The 20,449-nt window shown below is 55.8% G+C and carries 18 protein-coding genes; 5 read left to right on the forward strand and 13 right to left on the reverse strand.

Translation table 11 applies throughout. From position 1 onward, the window contains the following. The 5 genes from ON16_RS00865 to ON16_RS00885 all read right to left on the reverse strand — a co-directional run bounded on the left by ON16_RS00865 (position 1) and on the right by ON16_RS00885 (position 5,231). The gene (locus ON16_RS00865) at positions 1 to 504 is read right to left on the reverse strand and encodes a TRAP transporter small permease (RefSeq protein WP_040658643.1); all 504 of its coding nucleotides are present in this window, start codon (positions 502 to 504) and stop codon (positions 1 to 3) included. A 71-nt stretch (positions 505 to 575) separates the two neighbouring features. Continuing rightward, complete coding sequence (locus tag ON16_RS00870; protein WP_040658644.1) at positions 576 to 1,616, reverse strand: TRAP transporter substrate-binding protein; 1,041 nt, start codon at positions 1,614 to 1,616, stop codon at positions 576 to 578. A 286-nt stretch (positions 1,617 to 1,902) separates the two neighbouring features. Then, on the reverse strand, positions 1,903 to 2,613 hold the full coding sequence (locus ON16_RS00875; protein WP_040658645.1) for a FadR/GntR family transcriptional regulator: 711 nt from the start codon (positions 2,611 to 2,613) through the stop codon (positions 1,903 to 1,905). Between the two features lie 371 nt (positions 2,614 to 2,984). Continuing rightward, positions 2,985 to 3,158 carry a YjfB family protein gene (locus ON16_RS00880; protein ID WP_081579591.1) on the reverse strand — a complete coding sequence of 58 codons (174 nt, stop codon included), beginning with the start codon at positions 3,156 to 3,158 and terminating at the stop codon, positions 2,985 to 2,987. Between the two features lie 402 nt (positions 3,159 to 3,560). Then, positions 3,561 to 5,231: a flagellin N-terminal helical domain-containing protein gene (locus ON16_RS00885; RefSeq protein ID WP_040658647.1), complete on the reverse strand. Its 1,671-nt coding sequence runs from the start codon at positions 5,229 to 5,231 to the stop codon at positions 3,561 to 3,563. A 282-nt stretch (positions 5,232 to 5,513) separates the two neighbouring features. Between ON16_RS00885 and ON16_RS00890 the strand changes: the two genes are divergently transcribed. The 3 genes from ON16_RS00890 to ON16_RS00900 are packed head-to-tail and all read left to right on the forward strand — an operon-like array spanning position 5,514 to position 8,066. Next, complete coding sequence (locus ON16_RS00890; protein ID WP_040658649.1) at positions 5,514 to 6,272, forward strand: ABC transporter ATP-binding protein; 759 nt, start codon at positions 5,514 to 5,516, stop codon at positions 6,270 to 6,272. After that, positions 6,265 to 7,080 carry an ABC transporter permease gene (locus ON16_RS00895; protein WP_040658651.1) on the forward strand — a complete coding sequence of 272 codons (816 nt, stop codon included), beginning with the start codon at positions 6,265 to 6,267 and terminating at the stop codon, positions 7,078 to 7,080. The genes ON16_RS00890 and ON16_RS00895 overlap by 8 nt, the downstream gene beginning before the upstream one ends. Beyond that, a complete protein-coding gene (locus ON16_RS00900) occupies positions 7,077 to 8,066 on the forward strand; it encodes an ABC transporter substrate-binding protein (protein ID WP_040658653.1) in 990 nt (329 codons plus the stop codon). The genes ON16_RS00895 and ON16_RS00900 overlap by 4 nt, the downstream gene beginning before the upstream one ends. An 80-nt stretch (positions 8,067 to 8,146) precedes the next feature. On the opposite strand, the gene ON16_RS00905 is transcribed toward ON16_RS00900, so the two are convergent. The 5 genes from ON16_RS00905 to ON16_RS00925 form a co-directional block, all read right to left on the reverse strand. Then, complete coding sequence (locus tag ON16_RS00905; protein ID WP_144032018.1) at positions 8,147 to 8,926, reverse strand: hypothetical protein; 780 nt, start codon at positions 8,924 to 8,926, stop codon at positions 8,147 to 8,149. 56 nt (positions 8,927 to 8,982) lie between these two features. Beyond that, a complete protein-coding gene (locus tag ON16_RS00910; protein ID WP_040658655.1) occupies positions 8,983 to 10,194 on the reverse strand; it encodes an EAL and HDOD domain-containing protein in 1,212 nt (403 codons plus the stop codon). A 26-nt stretch (positions 10,195 to 10,220) separates the two neighbouring features. After that, on the reverse strand, positions 10,221 to 12,179 hold the full coding sequence (locus ON16_RS00915; RefSeq protein ID WP_040658656.1) for a cell division protein FtsA: 1,959 nt from the start codon (positions 12,177 to 12,179) through the stop codon (positions 10,221 to 10,223). Positions 12,180 to 12,252: 73 nt separating this feature from the next. Continuing rightward, complete coding sequence (locus ON16_RS14800; RefSeq protein ID WP_051131446.1) at positions 12,253 to 14,103, reverse strand: methyl-accepting chemotaxis protein; 1,851 nt, start codon at positions 14,101 to 14,103, stop codon at positions 12,253 to 12,255. A gap of 47 nt (positions 14,104 to 14,150) precedes the next feature. After that, a complete protein-coding gene (locus tag ON16_RS00925; protein ID WP_040658658.1) occupies positions 14,151 to 14,885 on the reverse strand; it encodes a cell division ATP-binding protein FtsE in 735 nt (244 codons plus the stop codon). A 242-nt stretch (positions 14,886 to 15,127) separates the two neighbouring features. On the opposite strand from ON16_RS00925, the gene ON16_RS00930 reads away from it, so the two are divergent. Further along, positions 15,128 to 16,009: a C39 family peptidase gene (locus ON16_RS00930; protein WP_051131447.1), complete on the forward strand. Its 882-nt coding sequence runs from the start codon at positions 15,128 to 15,130 to the stop codon at positions 16,007 to 16,009. 82 nt (positions 16,010 to 16,091) lie between these two features. Here ON16_RS00930 and ON16_RS00935 read toward each other — a convergent pair whose 3' ends face one another. The 3 genes from ON16_RS00935 to fliD are packed head-to-tail and all read right to left on the reverse strand — an operon-like array spanning position 16,092 to position 19,492. Further along, positions 16,092 to 16,496 carry a hypothetical protein gene (locus tag ON16_RS00935; RefSeq protein WP_040658659.1) on the reverse strand — a complete coding sequence of 135 codons (405 nt, stop codon included), beginning with the start codon at positions 16,494 to 16,496 and terminating at the stop codon, positions 16,092 to 16,094. Further along, positions 16,493 to 16,867 carry a flagellar export chaperone FliS gene (locus ON16_RS00940; protein WP_040658662.1) on the reverse strand — a complete coding sequence of 125 codons (375 nt, stop codon included), beginning with the start codon at positions 16,865 to 16,867 and terminating at the stop codon, positions 16,493 to 16,495. Before ON16_RS00940 ends, ON16_RS00935 begins: the two co-directional genes overlap by 4 nt. A gap of 54 nt (positions 16,868 to 16,921) precedes the next feature. Next, positions 16,922 to 19,492, reverse strand: a complete 2,571-nt coding sequence (gene fliD / locus ON16_RS00945; protein WP_051131448.1) for a flagellar filament capping protein FliD — start codon at positions 19,490 to 19,492, stop codon at positions 16,922 to 16,924. 159 nt (positions 19,493 to 19,651) lie between these two features. On the opposite strand from fliD, the gene ON16_RS00950 reads away from it, so the two are divergent. Then, positions 19,652 to 20,428 carry a ParA family protein gene (locus tag ON16_RS00950; protein ID WP_040658664.1) on the forward strand — a complete coding sequence of 259 codons (777 nt, stop codon included), beginning with the start codon at positions 19,652 to 19,654 and terminating at the stop codon, positions 20,426 to 20,428. Positions 20,429 to 20,449 lie beyond the last annotated feature (21 nt).

Below are 20,449 nucleotides of genomic sequence, written 5' to 3' on the forward strand. Positions count from 1 at the left end.
TTATCCTTCCGTATCCTGACCGCGGGTCAGATGCAAAGCGCGATCCACGATCTGTTCCAGACTTTTGACGGCAATATACGCGCCGGAAATTGCCATGGGCACGTACTGCACCGTGTAGGGAAGCTGGAAGCTGAAGGTGGAATAAAAACGGGTGCTGACGTATGGGTACTGGGCCACAAATGCAATGACCATGACCACGCCCAGCATCAGGCTGAAGACCTTATTTGCAAAATAGAGAATCTGAGCCGTCTTTCCGTGTGCGCGGGAAACCAAAAATTCCAGCCGCATCAGCCCGCTGTTGCAGTACAGGGGAATTAAACCGATAAACGCCATCCACAAAAATTCGATTCCGCAGATCTCAATCGTGGCGCGAAAAGACTTTCCAAAAAAGTTCCGGTTCACCAGTTCCGCCACGATCATAAACACCAGTCCGGCAATCATCAGCATACAGACGATTTCGGCCACATAGGCGACTCCCGCTGTGATTTTTTTACACAGTTTCATTACTTCATCCCCTCGTCGCGGGCGGCTGCGCAGGTTGACCTGCGCAGCCGCCCGTGTTTGTTTCGTCTAAATTAGTGCGCGAGGATCGTATCCAGCAGATCCTGATTGAACCAAGTTTCGTTGGCGTAGCGCTCATAGTAAGCGGTGCCGCCCAGCGCATCCTTGAAGGACTGCACATCCGGCTCCATATCGAATTCCACGCCGGCATCCTGCAGGGTCTTGGTGGCGGACTCGTTATCGGCGGCGATGGTGTCGAAGCTGTACTTGGCGGCCACAATTGCCTGCTCCTTCAAAATGCTCTGCACTTCGGGAGACAGCTTGTCCCAAGTCGCGCTGTTGGCGGCCATGGTGCAGCCCATCCACATGTAGTTGATGTTGGAAAAGTATTTGATATCATCATAGGTGGCGTTAGCGACCAGATGATAGGTGGCGTTGTCCTGCCCCTCGGCGGTGCCGTTGGAAAGAGCCAGAGCCAGTTCAGGCAGAGCCAGAGCCACGGGAGTGGCGCCCAGAGCTTCCCACACATCCAGATACAGCTGGCTGGTCGGGACGCGGATTTTCAGGCCCTTCACATCCTCGGCGGTGTGGATGGCCCGGTTGGTCGTGGAAATCTGACGCATACCGTTATCGCCTTCGGACAGGTATACCAGACCGTACTGGGGGAAGTCGGAGAAAATTTCTTCGCCGATCTCGCCATTGACAACCTCATAGGCTTCCTCAGCGTTATCGAACAGGAAGGGCAGATCCAGAACCTTTGCCTTTTCATAGAAAGAGGTAAAGCCGGAGGTTCCTGCGAAAATAATGTCGATGGTACCCATACGAGTGGACTCGATGGACTCGGAGTCGTTGCCCAGCTCGCTGGAGTGGTGAACATCCAGTGTGATCGCGCCGTCAGACGCCTCGCTCACCAGACGGGCATATTCAATAATCGTCTTGGTGGGTACGGAGTTTTCATTACCGGGAGAGTAAATTTTCAGCGTAACCGGTTCGATGGTTCCAGAAGTGCTGGAAGCAGCACTTCCGCTGGCTGCGGGTGCGGAGCCGGCGCTGCCGCAGGCGGCAAGAGACAGGGTCATTGCGCAGGCAAGCATCAGCGAGAGCATCTTCTTCATTTCAAAATCCTCCTCTATTCGGGATGTCTCTGCAATTAAAGCATTTTTGTCTAACTGCAAAATTGTATGACATCTAACATTAAGTTTAACAAATTGTGGCCAATAGTCAATTGAAAAAAACTCCAAAATCAAGCGGGCTATTTTGTAATAATCGACCGAGAACCCAGTAAAATCAGCCTGTTTTTACCAACATCTGCAAGGGGCTTACAGGGAAGAGGCCCTTTTAAACAAGAAAAATCCCCGGCAATGTGAACCATTGCCGGGGAGAAAATTGTCATACAATCGTTTAACCGACTTCGTGGGCGGGTACTTTGACGTTCTGCGCGAGGTCCTCTGCGACCTTGTCCAGATGGGCGCGCATTTCCCGTTCCGCCTGCGCGGAATCCCTGACCAAAATGGCGTTCATAATGTTGCTGTGGGGCATGACGGCGTTGCGCACATTCTGCTCCACCTGAAAGGTTTTGCTGCGGAACGTCTGCATCCCGCGGCAGACATTGCTGTTGATCTCCACCAGCAATGCGTTTCCGCTGCATTCCACAATGGTGTTGTGAAAGCATTCGTCCAGACGGGCGATTTGCTCCGGATCGCCATCCCGAATTGCCTGCAAAAACCGCTGGTGAATCTCGCTCAAATGCTGCACGTCCTCCGCGTTGCAGCGCTCTGCCATGCATCGCGCGGCCATTGGTTCCAGCGCGGTACGGATCTCAATGGAGTCCCGCAGTTCCCGTTCGTTTTCCACAAGCCAATCAATCGCCGCCATACCGCTCTCGCCGGATTGATTCGCCACAAAAGCGCCGCGGCCGGGCTTGATCTCTACAAGACCCTTGGCTTGCAGCAGCCGAAACGCCTCGCGCACAGTGCCTCGGCCTACACCCAGCGTCTGGCACAGTTGCATTTCGGCGGGCAGCTTGTCCCCGGACTTGTATTGCTCGGCAATCAATTCGCCGATGCGCTCTTCCACCTGTTGAACGATGGGAATTCTCCGGATGGGTTCCACATGTATCGCCTCCACTCTTCAGTCAACCAACACCATGAATTGTACACGGCTTTTTTTTGCCCGTCAAGGGGACTTTGTCTAATTGTTTAACAATTTTTGATTCCTGTACGACATTAGACAGCCGTGCGACGCGCTGGATATACCAACCCGCTTTGGAAAATGATTTCTGTAAGTGTTTTTATAGAAACTGTGGAAAAGCATAAGAAGGCTTTGCCGCCCGAGGTTCTGAATAGTCCCGATTACAAGCAAAGCGGCTGCCCCTTTCGGGCAGCCGCCGTGCGTTCTTTTTAACATCTTACGGTTTCTATATAAATTTTCGGGCCTTTGCAGAATGGGACAACTTGCCCTTGGAGAGCGCCGCTTACGCAGGCTTATGCGTAGGTATCAATGATACTGGTCTGGGGCGGAAGCATTTTCATCATTTCCTGTGCCGCCAGCTCCTGTGTGTCCATCACCTTTTTCTGGACAGAGATGGATGCCTGCTGCTGAATGGACGCCGCGCTCATATCCATGCTCATGGCGGCGATGTCGTTCATCATATCCATTGAGATCGCTCCTTTCCGCTGCTTATAATTATTTATCGACAAAATGCGGAAAAAAATAAGACTGCCGCCCATAAAAAGGCTCCCGCCGCATCGTCGGCGCAAAGTCCGCTTGTCTCCGTTTCCGCCTTTGGCGAAAACTACACCTGCTTCCTTGCGCCTCCTCTTCTCCGAAAATACAGTTGTATTTTCGGAAATTGAAGACGAGAGACGAAAAAAGGCTCCCGCCGCTTTCGCGGCGGGAGCCTTTTTAAAGATTTGCGATTCCTGCGTTTCTCCGCATTCTCCGTCTACCTCGCACAAAAGCCCGGCGAAGCGGGTTTTGTGCAAAAAAGGAGGAAGAACGGAGCGGCGGGAACTCTACCCGACAGGGTGGAGTGACTGAAGCGTAGTTTCTTCCGACGCTTACTGCAGCAGCTGCAGCACGCCCTGAGGAACCTGATTGGCCTGAGCCAGCATGGCCTGAGCAGACTGCACCAGAATGTTGTTCTTGGTGTAGCTCATCATTTCCTTGGCGACGTCGGTGTCGCGGACGGTGGACTCGGCGTCCTGAATGTTCTCGGTCATGACACCCAAGTTGTTGATGGTGTGGTCCAGACGGTTCTGGAGTGCGCCCAGCGTACCACGGGTGGAGGACACGGAGTTGATGGCGGCCTTAATCTTCTCAATGGAGGAAGAAGCGCCGGCCTGCGTGGAGATATCCACATCGCCAATGCCCAGAGACTTGGCGTGCATGTCGCCCACGGAGACAGTCAACTGGTTGAAGTCCTCGGCAGTATCGCCGATCTGCAGGGTCAGTGCCTTGCCGGAAGTCTTGAGGGCAGTTTCGCCCTTGAAGAGAATGTCGTTAGCGGCAATCCCAGCGCCGGCATCGGCGTCTGCGGTGGCAACGGCTTCAAACTTCATTCCGGTGACGCGGCTGATGGTTCCAGCCACGTTTGCTGCATCGTCTGCGGCAGCATAGGCACCAGCCTTCATTTTAATCACGGTCACGTCGGAGCCGAGATTTGCAAGGCCCTTCTCGGTGGTGGTAGCAGCCGCCAGCAGGAACTTCTTGCCGTTGATCTCAAAGGTGGCCTTTTCCAAATCTTCTGCCTTAGCTGTATTAGCCGCATCCGCACCGGTCGCGGTAATAACCGTTGCCTTGCTCATGTCCAGCTTCTGCATCACGTTCTTGCCGACCACGACGTCAGTGGCACCTGCGCCGATAGCGCCGCCGCCAACGGGAACTTTTGCCACGGCACTAGAAGTCATGCCGAGAGCGGTAATCTGAGCGCCCGCGGAACCGCTGGCTTTGCTGGTAAACTTCAGTGCATCAGTATCAGCGGTGATGTCGAAAGCAGAAGACAAGCCGCTGTTCTTTTTCAGCTCGCCCAGAACTGCAGCCTGAATCTCACCCTTCTTCGCGCCCGCGCCCGTGATTGTATAGATGGAGCCATCGGCGGCCTCAAGCTTATTAGTATCAGCAAGTACCTTGAAGGAAACCGTTGCGGACTTCTCGACTCCGCCATCCTTCCAAGCAACCGTGTAGGAGAAATTATCTCCGTTTGCAAGAGCACCTGTACCATCAGTGAAATCCTTGCTTTTAGTCATGGAGGTGGTGACCTTGGTATCGGTCAGCGTCACGTTGTTGGAAACGTCGGCCTTGCCGCCCAGAGAGCCGTCCAGCAGCTTGATGCCGTTGAAGTTGGAACTGTCGGAGATACGGTCGACTTCGGACTTCAGCTGGGAAACTTCCTTCTGCAGGTTGGCGCGGTCGGTCTCGTTGTCATAGGTGCCGTTGGCGGACTGGTCGGCCAGAGTCACCATACGGTTGAGCATGGAGTGAACCTCGGTCAGCGCGCCTTCAGCGGTCTGCACCAGGTTGATGCCGCTCTTGGCGTTGGACTGGGCCTGCTCCAGACCGGAAATCTGAGCGCGCATCTTCTCGGAAATTGCCAGACCTGCGGCGTCGTCGCCGGCGCGGTTGATCTTGTAGCCGGAAGACAGCTTCTCAAGGTTCTTGCTCAGAGCGCTGGTGTTGCCGGAGTAGTTGCGATAGGAGTTCATTGCCATGATATTGTGTTGGATACGCATAAGAATACCTCCATGTAAATTTCGGCGGGGAATCCTTTCCCGGCCTTTATTCAGCGGCGCTTTTGGCTCCAGAGGCCTCATGGGGCCATTGCGTCCGCGGCAGGGGTTTATTTACCCTTGTATCCCATATATCGTCAGCTTTTTTTAAAACATAAGCGGTTTTGCGAAAAAATTTGGAAATTTTCCAGCCCTGTCCCTGCCGCACCGTCTTTGTTTTTGCAGCATACGATGTCAGGACGGGAGCGCCTTTGGCGCGCCCGTGGGTAAAGGAGGATATCTGCCATGATGATCGCTCTTGAACATGTGGCGCTAACTTATCAATCGCCGGACGGAGAGATCGAGGCATTGCGGGACGTGTCGTTTGAAATGGAGGAAGGGGAGTTTGTCAGCATCGTGGGGCCGTCCGGCTGCGGAAAATCCACGCTGCTGAGTCTCATCAGCGGTCTGGAACCGCCCACCAGCGGACAAATTTTGGTGGACGGAAACCCGGTAACCGCGCCGTCCAGCCGCGTGGGGCTGATGCCCCAGCGGGACCAGCTGTTTGAATGGCGCACCATTTGGGGCAATGTGACCTTGGGGCTGGAGCTGCGGGGTGAGCGGGACCGGGCTGCCTATGACCGGGCGCGGGAGCTGCTGGAGCAGTATGGTTTGGGGGCGTTTGCGCAAAAGCGGCCCAGCCAGCTTTCCGGCGGAATGCGCCAGCGCTGTGCCCTGATTCGGACTATGGCCACTCAGCCGAGAATCTTGCTGCTGGATGAGCCCTTTTCCGCACTCGACTATCAAACACGGCTGTCCGTTTCGGCGGACATCCACGCCATCATCCGTCAGGAACACAAGACTGCTCTGCTGGTGACCCACGACATCTCCGAGGCCATCAGTCTTTCGGACCGCGTAGTGGTTTTGAGCAGGCGGCCCGCTGTCGTCAAATCCATCCATGATCTGGGGGCGCTGCGGGACCTTGCTCCGATGGAGCGGCGGGACGCGCCCGCATTCCGTACGTTTTTCAATTCCATTTGGAAGGAGCTGGATAAAAATGCCTGATTCGACTCCTTCCCCCCGGCGGCTTGCCTATCTTCGCGCCAAGCGGAGGGAGAAGGGCGCCATCCGGTCTTTGCAAGTTTTTCTGTTAATTTTCTTTCTCATGCTTTGGGAGGTTTCCGCCCGCCTTGGCTGGATTGACGCCTTCATTGTCAGCTGCCCGTCCCGAGTGGCGGCGACTGTGACGGGTTTGTATCAAAGCGGAGACTTGTGGTTACATCTGTGGACATCTTGTGCGGAAACTGCGGCGGGGTTTGTGCTGGGAACGCTCAGCGGAACGCTGATCGCGGTGCTGCTGTGGTGGAGCACGTTTCTCTCCCGGGTGCTGGACCCGTATCTGGTGGTGCTGAACGCACTGCCCAAAACCGCTCTGGGGCCGATTTTCATCGTCTGGATCGGTGCGGGAACGGCTTCCATCGTCGCCATGACACTGGCAATCTCTTTGATTGTAACGATTCTCAACATGCTGGTGGGGTTTCTCTCCACTGACGAGCAAAAGCTCCGCCTGCTGCGGTCTATGGGGGCCAGTCGGGGACAGATTTTACGAAAGCTGGTGCTGCCCGCCAACTTCCCCGCGCTGTTTAACACGCTGCGGGTCAATGTGGGTCTTTCGTGGGTGGGCGTCATCATGGGCGAATTTCTGGTTTCCAAAGCCGGGCTTGGGTACTTAATCGTGTACGGGTCCCAAGTATTCAACATGGATCTGGTAATGGCCTCCGTTCTTGTGCTGGCGGCGGCGGCGGTGGTGATGTACCAGATCGTGCTGTGGCTGGAAAAATTTTTGAAGAAATATTTAGGAGTGATCGCATGAAAAAACTGCTTGCCGTGCTCTGCGCCTTGGGGATTGCAGCATCGCTTTGCTGCGCCTGCGGGAATACGAAAGAGAATGTCTCCGTCCGGTTGAACGAAGTCACCCATTCCGTGTTCTACGCGCCGCAGTACGCCGCCATGAAACTGGGCTTTTTCTCCGAGCAGGGGCTGGACGTGGAGTTGACCAACGGCGGCGGAGCCGACAAGGTGATGACGGCCGTGCTGTCGGGGCAGAGCGACATCGGTCTTGCCGGACCAGAGGCTTGCATCTACGTGTACAATCAGGGAAAAGAGGGCTATCCTCAGGTGTTTGCCCAGCTGACCAAGCGAGACGGGTCGTTTTTGGTGGGCCGGGAGGATACGCCCTTCTCTTGGGCTGATCTGAACGGAAAAACCATTATTGGCGGCCGGGCCGGAGGCGTTCCGGAGATGACGCTGGAATATGTCATGCGGCAAAACGGCGTGATCCCGCAGGAGGATGCCGTGGTGGATACCTCCGTGCAGTTCAACATGATGGCCGGCGCCTTTACCGGCGGGAACGGGGACTATGTAACGCTCTTTGAGCCCACCGCCACGGAGGTGGAGCAGGCCGGAAAGGGAACCATTTTGACCTCCATCGGGCAGGAGAGCGGCGAGATTCCGTACACCGCATACTTTGCCTCGCAAAGCTACATGAGCGCCAATCCCGACGTGATCCAGAAGTTTACCAACGCCGTTGCAAAGGGGCAGGCGTGGGTGCAGGAGCATACCGCCGCCGAGATCGCGGAGGCCATCGCCGACCAGTTCCCGGACACGGATGTGAAAGTTTTGACCACGGTTGCCCAGCGGTATAAGGATATTGACGCTTGGAATGCAACGCCGGTCATGGAGCAGGAGGCTTTGGAGCGTCTGGAAACCGTCATGGAGACTGCCGGTGAGCTTGACCACGAGGACTGGGTGGATTTTGACCAGCTGGTGAATAACAGTTTCGCTCTGGCTGTGAAATAACGACTGCTGTTTGAGGGAGAGCGCAATTTAAAGTCCCGGGGAACGGAAATGTTCCCCGGGACTTCTCATCTATTTATATATTATATAGAAAGCTCCCGCACCTTGTCGTCCTGCAAAAGATAGAGATGCGCTTTATCGCCGGAGAGCAGATACGTACCCCCGATGACGTTGGCCTGTGTCTCCTCGTGGGGCGGATAGGCTTGCAGCTTCAGGCATAAAATGCCGTCCACCAAGACCGCGCCGTCCATGGGGTAAACGGAATAGTCCGTCATGCTGCTGCCCTTCAGCCCCAGCGTGGCTGGGGACAGGGACTTGATAAAATCCACCGCGTCCACATAGGTCATAGGTTCTGCATCCGCTGTGCCCACCGTACCCTCCGGGCGGGTGAGCGTGATCTGACAGTCCGTGGCGGTCCAGGAGATGTCCATGCGCAGGACTTTACCGTCCTCGGACGCAGTTTTTGCCAGAGCCACGCTCCCTTCCGTCGCAGAGTAATCCAGCGGATCCGTCACGGCGCCGTTCTCGTCCACCACCTGAAAGCCGTTTTCTTCCCCTGTCAGCTTTTCTACATACTGACGCACCGTCTCGCCGCCCGTATCCAGCTTTTCATAGGTATAGAGGCATGTCTCTGCATCGATTCCTAAGCTCGACGACGATGCTTCAGCCGCTGTTTCCGGCGTTTCCATCTCCGTCAGCTTGCCGCTGTTCTCCTCGCCCAGCATAGCGTTGAGCGATTGCACATGATCTTCGCCCAGCGTGTAATTCTCCGGCGGATCGGGAGCCTTACTGCCGCAGGAGGTCATCAGGCAGACAGCCCCTGCGCAAGCGACTGTCCGACAGAGTAATTTCTTTTTTTGCATGTTTCCACCTCGCTTTGATCCATTCCAAGGCCGCTTCCGGTCGGATGTTCTTGTACTTATTGTCCGCTGCGGAACGCCCAGTCCGTGTCCTTGATGCACTGCATGTAAACTTCAACCAGCACGTCCGCTTCCACATTCAGTTCAGGAAGCTCCGCAGGTTTCCACCGTTCATAGGAAATGGCAAATTGCAGATAGTCCCTCAGCGGACTTTTGCTGGTTCCCAGCAGAATCTCCTTGACTTCCTGCGGAAGATCGACCTCTTGCAGCAAGTCGCCCAAGGGCCGGTCCATAATCACATCCATCAGACTGAACATGCCCAGCAGAAAACCGTTGCTTTTTTTGTCGCAATACGGAGAATGTTCCATAAGCCGCTCTGTAAAGATTCCTCTGAGATACGCTTCGCGGACCGTTTCATTGGAGTGCGTGGCGTTGAAATCTCTGGCCAGCAGCAGAATTACCCAGTGGTACAGCTCGTCAATTCCCAGATACGCCACGGCCTGTTGAATCACCTGTACGGAATTACCCCGATAGTATTGCAGCGTCTGCACTTTTTTCAGCAGCCGGAATGTCAGCGTAGCATCGGCGCGGATCATTTCCGCGCAAGCCTTCAGATCTGTATCGGGCTTGTTCAGCTCCCGCAGAAGGCCGATATAGGAGGCGGAGTTAAGATCCGGCAGCTCCTTGCGGATATTTGTGGGCCGCTCAAAGAAATATCCTTGAAACAGGCGATAGCCCTGCTGAAGCGCCCGTTCATAGGTTGCCCGGTCTTCCACCTTTTCTGCCAGCAGCGTTGTGTGGCTATGCCGATACCGCGCTGCGATTTCCGCCTGCTTTTTGGGGTCGGTGAGAAGGAAATCTACCTTCAGCACATCGATCAGCGGTAAGATGGGGTCATATGCCGGGTTTCCCGTATAGTCGTCCAGAGCCAAACGATAGCCTTTTTCCTTAAGCTCCTTCAACCGGCGGGCCAGCCGTTCGGTCACGGGGATATCCTCCAACAGCTCCACCGTAATCTGGCGGGGATCTGTCAGCAGCACAAAGTCACTCAGTACTAGATTTTCCGTGAAATTAACGTATGCGCACCGGCCATCGGTGAGGTTGTTCAGACCAAACACCATCAGCGCATCCGAAAGCAGCGTGCGTGTGGCGCGATCCCCATCCAGAACAGCAGCTTCCGTGGCCCCGTCCCCTGCGCGATAAAGCAGCTCATACCCCATCACGTTCAGATTACGGTCAAAAATAGCCTGCCTTCCAATGTGACTCTGCATACGTGGATTCCTCCATTTCCCCAGTTTCAGGTGCGCGGCTCCTCAACCTGAATGGAGACGTTGTCCCCATCCTTCAGCACACGCATAAACGCGCTGTTCTCCCCGTTGACCTTCAGCATGACTGGGCGGTCCAGATGCTCAAAATCCAGACCGGTGCGATCCAAAAGATCCATCAAATAATAGGGGGCGCCCTTTGGCTTTGCAGGCAGCTCCAGCGATTGGCCGTTCAGAAAAAACCGGCAGGGAGGAAACGACTCCTCTGCGGGCGCAGACGCGAAATTGGGTGCGGAGGATCTTGTGGGTAGCGGGGTTGGCTCGGCAGATAAATCATTTTGTTCCGTCGCGGCGGGCGCATCGTCCTGTTTCGGTGCGGCTGCGGCGGGCGTTCGCACCGGAACAATCACATTCGTCTCAATGGAATCTCCGGAGCGCAGCTCATAATCCGGGGCGGCTGGAGCACCGTTTACCAGACAGAAAGCCGCGGCCTCTTCGCTGCCCAAAACCTCTGCCAGAGTCCGCCGCCCGGGTTTGCCGGAGCAGGCGGGCGTAAATTCAATGGAGTCCGCCGCTTGGATCACCGTGGAGGGAGGAAGCTCCTTCCCGTTGATGCGCAGAGTAGAGGGCATGGCTGGTTCGCCGCGGTACAGCGTGCGCTGCCCGTCGATGCTGATGGACAGAGAAGCGCCGGTCCTGCCAATCAGATCGGCATAATTATAGCCGTTCATCTGCAAAACGTCCAGCGCGGTGAGAACGCCGCTGCGAAACAGCTTTGCGGGCTGACCGTTCAACCGGACCCGGTAGCTGTCTGAAATCAGGCCAAGACCGGCTGAGACGGCAATGCCCAGCGGCGTTGCATACTCTGGGTCGTTCAACTCCACCTCGTCAGAAAAGGCACTGGCCTTGAAGTTGCCCCCCGCAACGGTCACCCGGCGGGGATTCATTTCCAGCGCGGCGGACACCGCGTCCAAAAGCCCGTCCAGCTTGCTGCCTCCGCCAGCCAAAAATACCGCCGACGGCGCGCCGCCGTTGATTTCCCGGATGCGGCGGGCCAGCTCATCAGCCAGCTGTTTCACCGCCGGCTGAATCGCCGCTTTCAGTTCTGCGGCGGGGACCTCCTGCTCAAGACCCAGAATATCGGTGAAGTGAAGCGTTTCCTGCCCGGCCAGTTCCGCTTTCATCCGCTCCGCTGTGGAAAAGTCCACCAGATAGAGCCGCATAATGGATTCGGTGATTTCATCTCCGGCAACGGTGGCCATCGTATAGCCCACCACGCTGCCGTCCCGGCAGGCGGCGATATCAGAAGTACCTGCACCGATGTCTGCCATGACCAGATTTAAAAGCCGCAGGTCCGGCGGAATGGCGGCGTTGATGGCGGCAATGGGTTCCAGCGTGAGGCTGACAACCTCCAGCCCCGCCGCCTGCATCGCGGCATACAGACTGTCCACCACCTCGGCGGGCAGAAAAGTTGCCACCACATCCGTCTCCAGTTTCTGCCCGTTGTGGCCCCGCAGCACAGAGAGGGGATAGCTGTCCAGCAGGTAGCGGGAAACCGTGTACCCCACCAGATAAAACCGTCCCAGCCGCTGGCCGCTCTTGTTCAGGGCGGCCTCCGCATCGGATACGGCCCCGGCCTCCAGCTGGCTGATGAGCTCGTCGCCGATTTTTCGAACCTCAGGAAGTTCCAGTTCAAAGTGGCCGGCTTCCGTGTGCAAAGCGCGCCCTGCGGCGGCGATACACACCCGGGTCAGCTTGCAGTTCAGCCGGTTTTCCAGCCGGGCAGTCACTTCTGCGGCAACCTTGCCCACCTGAACGATGTCCTCAATCTGACCGTCGATCATGGCGCGCTTGCTGTGTTCCAATCGTTCCACAGCCAAAATGTGTACCCGGTCATCTTCTGCCCGGCCCACCATGCCGATAATGCTTCTGGTTCCGATATCCAGCGCAAAAATTAGGTCCTGTCTCTGTTCTCCGCGAGCTTCTTCCACGGCGTTTCACCTCTCTATGCCTGTATCTATGCTTGCGTGCCGCGCCGCCTTGAGCGGCGCGGCACCTGAATGTTTAGTATTTTCCGCCCGTCAGCGTTGCGGCATAAACGGGTTCCTGATTGCCGGATTCCTTTGCTGGGGCTTCGGAGGCCGCGTGAACCGGCTGGTGAGTGTGATCGTTCAGCAGACGGAAGTGCCCAATCCGCTCGCGCATCATCTCCGCGTGAGAGGACAGCTCCTCGCTGGCGGCAGCACTCTCTTCGGACGTTGCCGAGTTGGTCTGCACCACGCTGGAAATCTGCTCTACGCCGTCTTTCACCTGACCGATGTTCGTTGTCTCCTGACGGACGGCGTCGGCCACCTTGCCCATAGAATCCACGGTTTCCAGAACGATAGCGGTCGTCTCGTTGAGAGTTCCGGTGACGCTGGCAACAACCTGATTGCCGTCTTCCACGTAGCGGACGGAATTTTCGATCAGACTCTTGGTGGCCTTTGCCGCCTCGTCGGACTTTCCGGCCAGATTCCGCACCTCGTCTGCCACAACGGCAAAGCCCTTGCCAGCCTCGCCGGCTCGTGCGGCCTCAACGGCGGCGTTCAAGGCCAAGATGTTGGTCTGGAACGCGATGTCTTCAATGGTCTTGATAATGCGGCCGATCTCCTGAGAAGAGTCGGAGATCTTGCCCATGGCTTCGTTCATCCGATTCATCTGTTCGTTGCTGAGTTGAATCTTCTCTCCGGCAGTATTGGCGCTGTCCTGCGCCTGCTGGGTAATACGGGCGTTCGCCTCGGCGGCGGCAGCGATCTCATTGATCGTGGCGGACAACTCTTCCACGGCGCTGGCCTGTTCTGTGGCGCCCTGCGCCAAAGACTGCGCACCAGTGGAAACTTGCTCCGATCCGGCGGAGACTTGATCGGCACTCTGACGGAGCTCCAGCAGCGTGGCGCTCATGTCTCGCTCAATCTTAACAAAGCTGGTAAAGATCTCCTTGAAATCACCGCGATAGGATTCTCTGGCCTTGGAGCGGGCGTCGAAATTGCCGTTTGACATCTCGCCCATGAAATATTTTACGTCCTCAATCACTGCCCGCAGGTCGCGGACGATGACCCCTGTGGCGTTGGCCAAGTCTCCGGTTTCATCCTGCGTCTCAATGACGGGAACCTCCGTGGTCAGATCGCCCTCGGACAACAGGATCAGGCGGTCGACGCAGGTGCGCATCGCCTTGGAAATCCTTCCGGAAATAGCAGTTCCCAGCAGGAGACCCACGGCCACAGCCGCCAGAATCAGCAGAGCGCACACCAAAATGGTGATGTGCATCGTGGTGTCGGTGCTGGCCTGCATCTCGTTGCCGATGGTCACATTGGCATCCATCTGCTGAGCCATATTATCATAAATAGTTGCGAACAACGGATCCAGTTCGTTGACCAGACGGCCTTGTGCCTTCAGAACCTTGCTCATTTCGGTGGAGCTGCCGGCCTGCTGCAAAATATCCTGCGCTGTGGAGCGATACTCCGCCCAAGCCTGTGTGATCGTGTCATAGCAGGTCTGCTCGGCATCGCTGGAAATCGTCTTTTGCACGGCGTCCAAATAGCCGTCCATCCGGTCGGCGTAAGTATCAAAATTTTCTTGAGCCGCCTTCATATTTGTACGGTCCAGATAGCTGACGCTGTCGTGCAGGTTTCCATCCACCCGCACAAAACAGGCCATCGCTTTTCCAATGTCTCCCTGAGAAAAGCCGTAATAAGTCAGCGCATAGTTATACTGATTTCCGATTCTGTTCATCTGAAACAGGCCTACAATTGCGCTCAAGGTTACCAATGCAAGCCCGATTGCCACCGTGCTAAGAATTTTGCCCCGAATTTTCATGCCGGATAAGAACCCCTTCTTTTGTGTACCTACAACCTCTTCATTCTTTGTCTTCTTCATTTTCTAAAAGTTCCTCTCTTTCTCTATGTTGCTTCCGTGTGCGTGTATTAATGTTTCAGCGTGTACTTCGATTTTCGTTCTTTGATCTCTCCGTACCGCCCTCCGGCTACGTCACCGGCTATTTTTCCATCCACCAGCGTCACAACCCTGCGGCGCATAATGTTGACGAACATGCTGGCGTGTGTGGCCATGATGATTGTGGTTCCGCCCCGGTTCAGCTCCGACAGGACGTGCATCATATCCCAGATGTTGTCCTCGTCCAGATTGGCGGTCAGCTCGTCCAGAACCAGAATGGGCGGACTGTTCACCAGCGCCCGGGCAAGCTCAACCCGCCGGGCCTGACCAATGGAGAGTTCTCCGGGGTACTTTCCTCCCACGTCACCCAGTCCCACGATGCCAAGGGCTTTCACCGTTCGCTCCATCAGCTTTTTTTCCCGGGTCAAGCCGCCGACGCGGGCAATCATGGATAGGTTTTCATAGACCGTACGCCGCCGCATCAGCTGCGGCTCCTGCGAGACGTATCCAAAGTTCCGGCGGACCCTTGGCGCGGGAATCAAAGGAAACGGGGCCACATTCATTCCGTCCAGCAGCACGGTGCCTTCGTCTGCGCGGATTTGTCCGGCAATCAGCTGGAGCAGGGTGCTTTTCCCTGCGCCGCTGCTGCCCACCACAAAGACAAATTCTCCCTGCCGAATGGTGAGGTCAATGCCGCTGACAGCCTCAAACTGTCCGTGTTCGCTGCGATAGCGTTTTGTTGCGTTTTTCAGTTGAATTGTCGGCATCAGCTTTGCTCTCCATCTCCACCGCACTCATGGGCGGCGAAAGGCTATACATTTTTTGGGGCTTCTGTTATAATCGAATTGTCGTTTCTCAGCGAAACTTTTGGTGTGCGGGAAGGTCTATGTGAAGATGCGTATCAGTTTTTTGAGAAAACTGTACCTTTTCGCATACTTGTATCATAATACAAAATTCGACATCTGAAAAGCCCTAAATTTCCAGAAAGTCGGAAAGGAGGCGGAAATTTATGCCGCGTCGTTCTCGGTTCAAAAAGCTAATGGCAGTTTCTTTGCTGGCCGTTGTCTGCATCGGCGGAGCGGAGCTGGCAGTATGCCGAGTTGCCGATCCGGGGCTGTACGAGACGATTGTCGCCCCGGTTCGGCGAACCGCCTCCGCTGCGTGGTCCGCCGTGTCGGATGGTGCGTGCGCCGTGTGGGATTCGGCGGTGTCCACCGCCTCCCGCGCCGCGGGAGCAATCAAGAAAAACGAGGCGGAGCCGCTGGAAAATCAGGAAACTGCGGAGCCGGACGCGGTTCCCGCCACACCGGCGGACCCCACCATTACCGCACTGGAACAGCGGGGGGAGCGTGAGATTCTCACCGGCGGAAACTGCGAAATTGTCTATTATAATCAGACCGATGCCGCATGGTGCGGCCAGCCTTATGGCAAGGATGATCTGGGGCGTTTCGGCTGCGGTCCCACTGCCTTGGCCATGGCGGTTTCCAGTTTGACGGAGCAGACGGTAAATCCGGCGGAGATGGCGCAGTGGGCCGTAAACAACGGATATTGGGCGCGTCACGGCGGGTCCTACCTCTCCATTGTCAACGGCGTGGCCGGGGAATATGGATTGGAGGCCGAGTCGCTTCCAAACTGCGATGTCGAGCGCCTGCGGCTGGAACTGGCGGCGGGAAAGGTGGCTGTGGCGCTGATGAGCAAGGGCCACTTTACCAACGGCGGGCACTTCATCCTTCTGCGGGGAGCCACGCTGGACGGCAGTATTCTTGTGGCTGATTCCAACAGCCGGGACCGGAGCCTCACGGTGTGGGACCCCCAGATCATTTTGGACGAGCTGTCCAAAAGCAGAAATAATGGCGCGCCTTTGTGGCTTTTGAGCCCAAAGGAACCATGACAAAAAATTGTGCGTGAAAAGCGGCGGAGAGGTCACCCAAATGGGGCGGCCTCTCTGCCGCTCTTTTTAGAAAATAAAAATTTTAACGTTTTCGATACAGCGATTTTTCCCGGCAGAGCTTTTCATTGACCCGCTGATCCAGTTCCGCCAGCTGGGTCAGAACCCGCCGGTTCAGGGCAAGCTGATCCGCCACTTCTTTTTCCTCCGGCGTCTCCGGTTCACCGTGGCCGACGATCAGCCAGTCAAACGATTCCTCGTCTTCGCCGCTGAGGTCGCAGCGCTTTAAATCCATAGCGGCGTTTAGCTCCTGTAGCTCCAGCAGCGGCATCTGCCGGTTGGAAAGCAGCATCTGCACGGATACCTGATCCTCCCGATCCACGGCCTCGGCCAGTTCCCTCGTGATATCAATGGTTTCGTTGAGCTTGCGGAAGATTTTGCGCTCCAGCGCAAGCAGCTCGGCCAGAGCCGCCGTCCACATCTCACTCATCGCGCCGACGTGTTCTTTTCCGCCGTGCGGAAGCTGTCCCGCAGCTCTGTCACCATGGGGCGGAGCTTGGACAATTCCTCCTGATTTCGTCCCGCCTTTATACGGTTGAAATCATAGCAGAAGAAATCATACAGCCGATGCAGCTCCGCGCTGACGGGATACTGCCGATCCAGCGTGTCATCCAGATAGTGCAAAATATCAAGGCACCGGTCCACGGACGCTTCAAAAAGGGGGTAGTCCTTTCGATCCAGCGCGATGTCCGCCCGGGCGGCCCGTTTGACCAATTCGTCGTAAAGAACGACTAGCAGCTCGCCCTGCGTCATGGTATTGACGGACTGCTGCTTATATTGTTGATAACCCTGTGCTTCCATGCTTGTTCCTCCGTCTTTTCTCTCGCTCTCGCCGCTTTGTCAATGCTGCTTTTCTTAGCCGCCCATCATACCGGAGATCATGGAGCTTTGAGAATTCATCTGGCTGGTCAGCGTCTCCAGCCGGGTGAACATCTTCGTGTAATAGTCCACCTTGTCAGAGAGCTTGCTCTGCCACTTGCTGATCTGTTTGTCGTAATTGTCAACTTCATCCTGCATCGTGTTGTTCAGCAGGGACAAAGACGAATAGCTGGAACCGGCCTTTTGAATCAGAATACCCTTGGTAGCGCCGGTGGTGGACGCATAGTCCGATACCACCTTGCTGACGTTCACCATCAGTCCGCCCGTTCCGGAGGTGGAGGTAAATGCGTCGCGCACACTGTCGGGGTTGCTGCTCAGTGCATCCCGCAGAGCGTTTTCATCCACCGCAAGGGAGGTGATTCCCTCAGAATAGTTGGTGGTGATTCCCATTTTGGAGAGGGTGCTGGCAGATGCGCCGCCGGGGGCGATAGCAGAGATCAGCTTGCTGTATAGGCTGGAGAGGTCGTTGTCTCCAAACAGAACGCCCTGTTTTGCCTTCTCTTCGTATTTTTGAATGGCAGACTCTGTCATGCCGGACTTGTCGTCGTCGGTCAAAGGCTCATAACGGGTTTTGTTGCTTTTATAGTTGGGCAGGGTGGAATACGCATCGTGGACCGATTTTAGAATCTCATTGAGGTCTGCGACCATGCCCTTGACGGCGTCTAAAATCTTATCCGAGTCAGCAGAGGTGGTGAAGGTGACAGGTTCAGTGCCTTCAATAAACGTTCCGGCGGGAACCGTGACGGTTCCGCTTGAGTCTTTGACATCCTCTGTGCTGTATCCAAACGTTCCCTTGAGGGTGACGGACAATCCGTCCACATCAAAGGTGTTGTCCGTGCGGGAGACTTCCATCTTTGTGCCATTGACGCTCATGGTGAGCACGGCATCCCGTCCGGCGCTGAAGGTCCCCTTGGCAGTTTCCGTGCTGGCGCTGGTGGGGTCGTTGATGACGCCGAACAGCTTTGCCGCCAGATTACCGGTGGTAGAGTCGGTGATGGTATCGTCAATCACGATCTGCCCGGCAGAGCCGGTTTCCTGAGCGGTGAGCTGAAGAAGGTTGGTGGTCTTGGAGAAACTGGCGCTCAGGCTCATGCCCGTGTTGGAGTTGACAGCGGTCAGCACGTTTTCCAGTGCGCTGTCCCGGGTAAAGGTCAGCTTTGTGCCGTTGATCTCAAAATCATAGCCGTAGAGTTGCTTGCCGTCAGCACCCAAGCGGTTGCCGTCCTTATCCGTTAAATTGCCCTCTGCGTCGGAATAGGTGTCGGTCGTCTTGTTATAGGTGATCTTGCTGGTGGATTTCAGCGCCGTGCCAGCGATGCCGGCCAGCGTCTCGGCGGTAATATTTCCGTCGGCATCCGTGGCCTGGCTCAGTCCCAGCAGGTCACCCAGCGTCTTTCCGGTGTTGAGATAGCTGGTGGCGGTGGCGCCGCCCAGCCCCAGCGCCTTGCCCACGGCGTTGGTGGCGTTGATGGAGATGGTGGAGCCCTTCTGGCCGGTAACTTGCAGTTTACCGCCGGTCAGGGCAACGCTCACGCCCGTTCCAAACGCTTTTTGCACCGCAGTATTCAAGCTGTCCGCAAAGTTATCGGCAGGATTTGCGGCAGCAGAGTCATAGGTGGGCAGGGTGATGGTTTTGGTTTTGCCGTCCACCGTCATGGTAAGAGACTTGCCGGAGAGATAGTCGCCCACGGTGGCGCTTTCGTCCACCAGAGTCTTGTCCTTCACATTCAGGGTAGAGGATTTGGCGGATTCGTCAATCCCCAGTGTGGTCTTGATCTTTCCGGTGGCAGAGGCGATGGTGACGGAGTTTCCCGCGCCCTGCTTGTCACTAAAGGTAATCTCCCCGCTGGCGGCATCCAGCGTGGCTGCAACCATGGTGCTGGCGGATACCACTTCACCGCTGGCATTGGAAACGGTCACTCCAGCCAGCTTGGCATTAATGCCCTTAACAAAATCTTCTGCCGTTTTATAGGTGTCCAGATCGTCAAAGCTCAGGTCAATGGTGCGGTTGGAGCCGTATTTCAGGGACAAAGTGCCGCTGACGTTGCTCAACTCCATAACCTTGCTCAGATTCAGATCTTCTCCGGCGGTAATGCTTACCGCGCCCGTGCCGTCGCTTCCGCCCAGACCGAGGGCGGCGGCGGAAATGCTGTAAGTGCTTTTGCTGGCCAGCTGCTTTACACCCAAAAGCTGCACATCACTGCTGGTTTTTCCAGTGGCGGAGACTTTGGAAGCGTTGGCTCCGTTGGTGGTAGTGGTCACGGCCTTGCTGAAAAAGCTGGAGCTGAGCAAGTTCGTGGACGAGGAGTAAGAAGTGTACTTCTGGGCGAATTTAATCATGGGGGTGGAGACGCTGCGCATGGCCTCCTGTTTCCAAGTGACTCTTGTCTGCTTTTGCTGAAGAGATGATATCTTGGTCTTATAGCCGCTGACGGCGTTTTGAATCATGCTCTCCGTGTCCATTCCAGTGGCGAGACCGGACAGCACGTTCCGGTTGCCGTAAATGCTGTTGGAATTACTGCTGGTAACTCCGCTGACAGACGCCATAATGATCGCTCCTTTCACTTTTGCGCGTATGAAAATTCATCGCAAAGATGACCTTGTTGAAAGAAAATTTGCTTCGTACCCTATACTTTTCTATCGACATATAGTATATTAAAGTTAAGAGTTTCGACAAAGTTTTTTATCTGACGGGGAGGGTTTCTTTTGGCTACGATCATTACGGTCACAAACCAGAAAGGCGGTGTTGGCAAGACCACGACTGCCGCTGCGCTTTTGTGCGCTCTTTATGAACGGGGACAGCGGGTGCTTGGCGTGGATCTTGACCCGCAGGGCAGTTTGAGCTTCAGTCTGGGATTGGACACCGAAAACTGCGCCACGGTTTATGATCTGTTTAAGGGTCGGGTCACCGTTGACGAAGCCATCACAACCTCCAACGGGATTGACCTTCTTCCCGCCAATATTCTGCTGTCTGCCGCGGAATTGGAATTTAACCGCACAGGCCGCGAATTCATGCTGCGCAATGAACTGGTCCAAGTGAAAGACCGGTACGATTATATTATCATCGACACGCCCCCCGCTCTGAACGTCCTCACCGTGAATGCGTATGTGGCGTCCGATGACCTTGTGATCCCCATGGTGCCTGAAATTTTGAGCCTTTTGGGCGTTGCCCAGATCAAAGAGACGATTGATACCGTCCAGAAGTGCTACAACCCCAGCTTGCGGGTTCTTGGCATTTTGTTAAACAAATACAATTCCCGCCTGACCCTGAACCGTGAGGTCAGCGAGATGGCCGAGCAGATTGCAAAGCAGCTCCATGCCGGTGTTTTCAAAGCCGTGGTCCGGTCCAGCATCTCCGTTGCCGAGGCGCCGGCCCACGGGGCAAGCATCTTGAGCTACGCGCCCACTTCAAAGCCCGCTGCTGACTTTCAGCAGCTCACCACAGAAATTACGTCCTTGCTGTGCCAGCAGCATGAAGAATAATAGGATGATAGGAGAACGCAA

This window comes from Oscillibacter ruminantium GH1 (assembly GCF_000307265.1).
Lineage (GTDB): Bacteria > Bacillota > Clostridia > Oscillospirales > Oscillospiraceae > Oscillibacter > Oscillibacter ruminantium.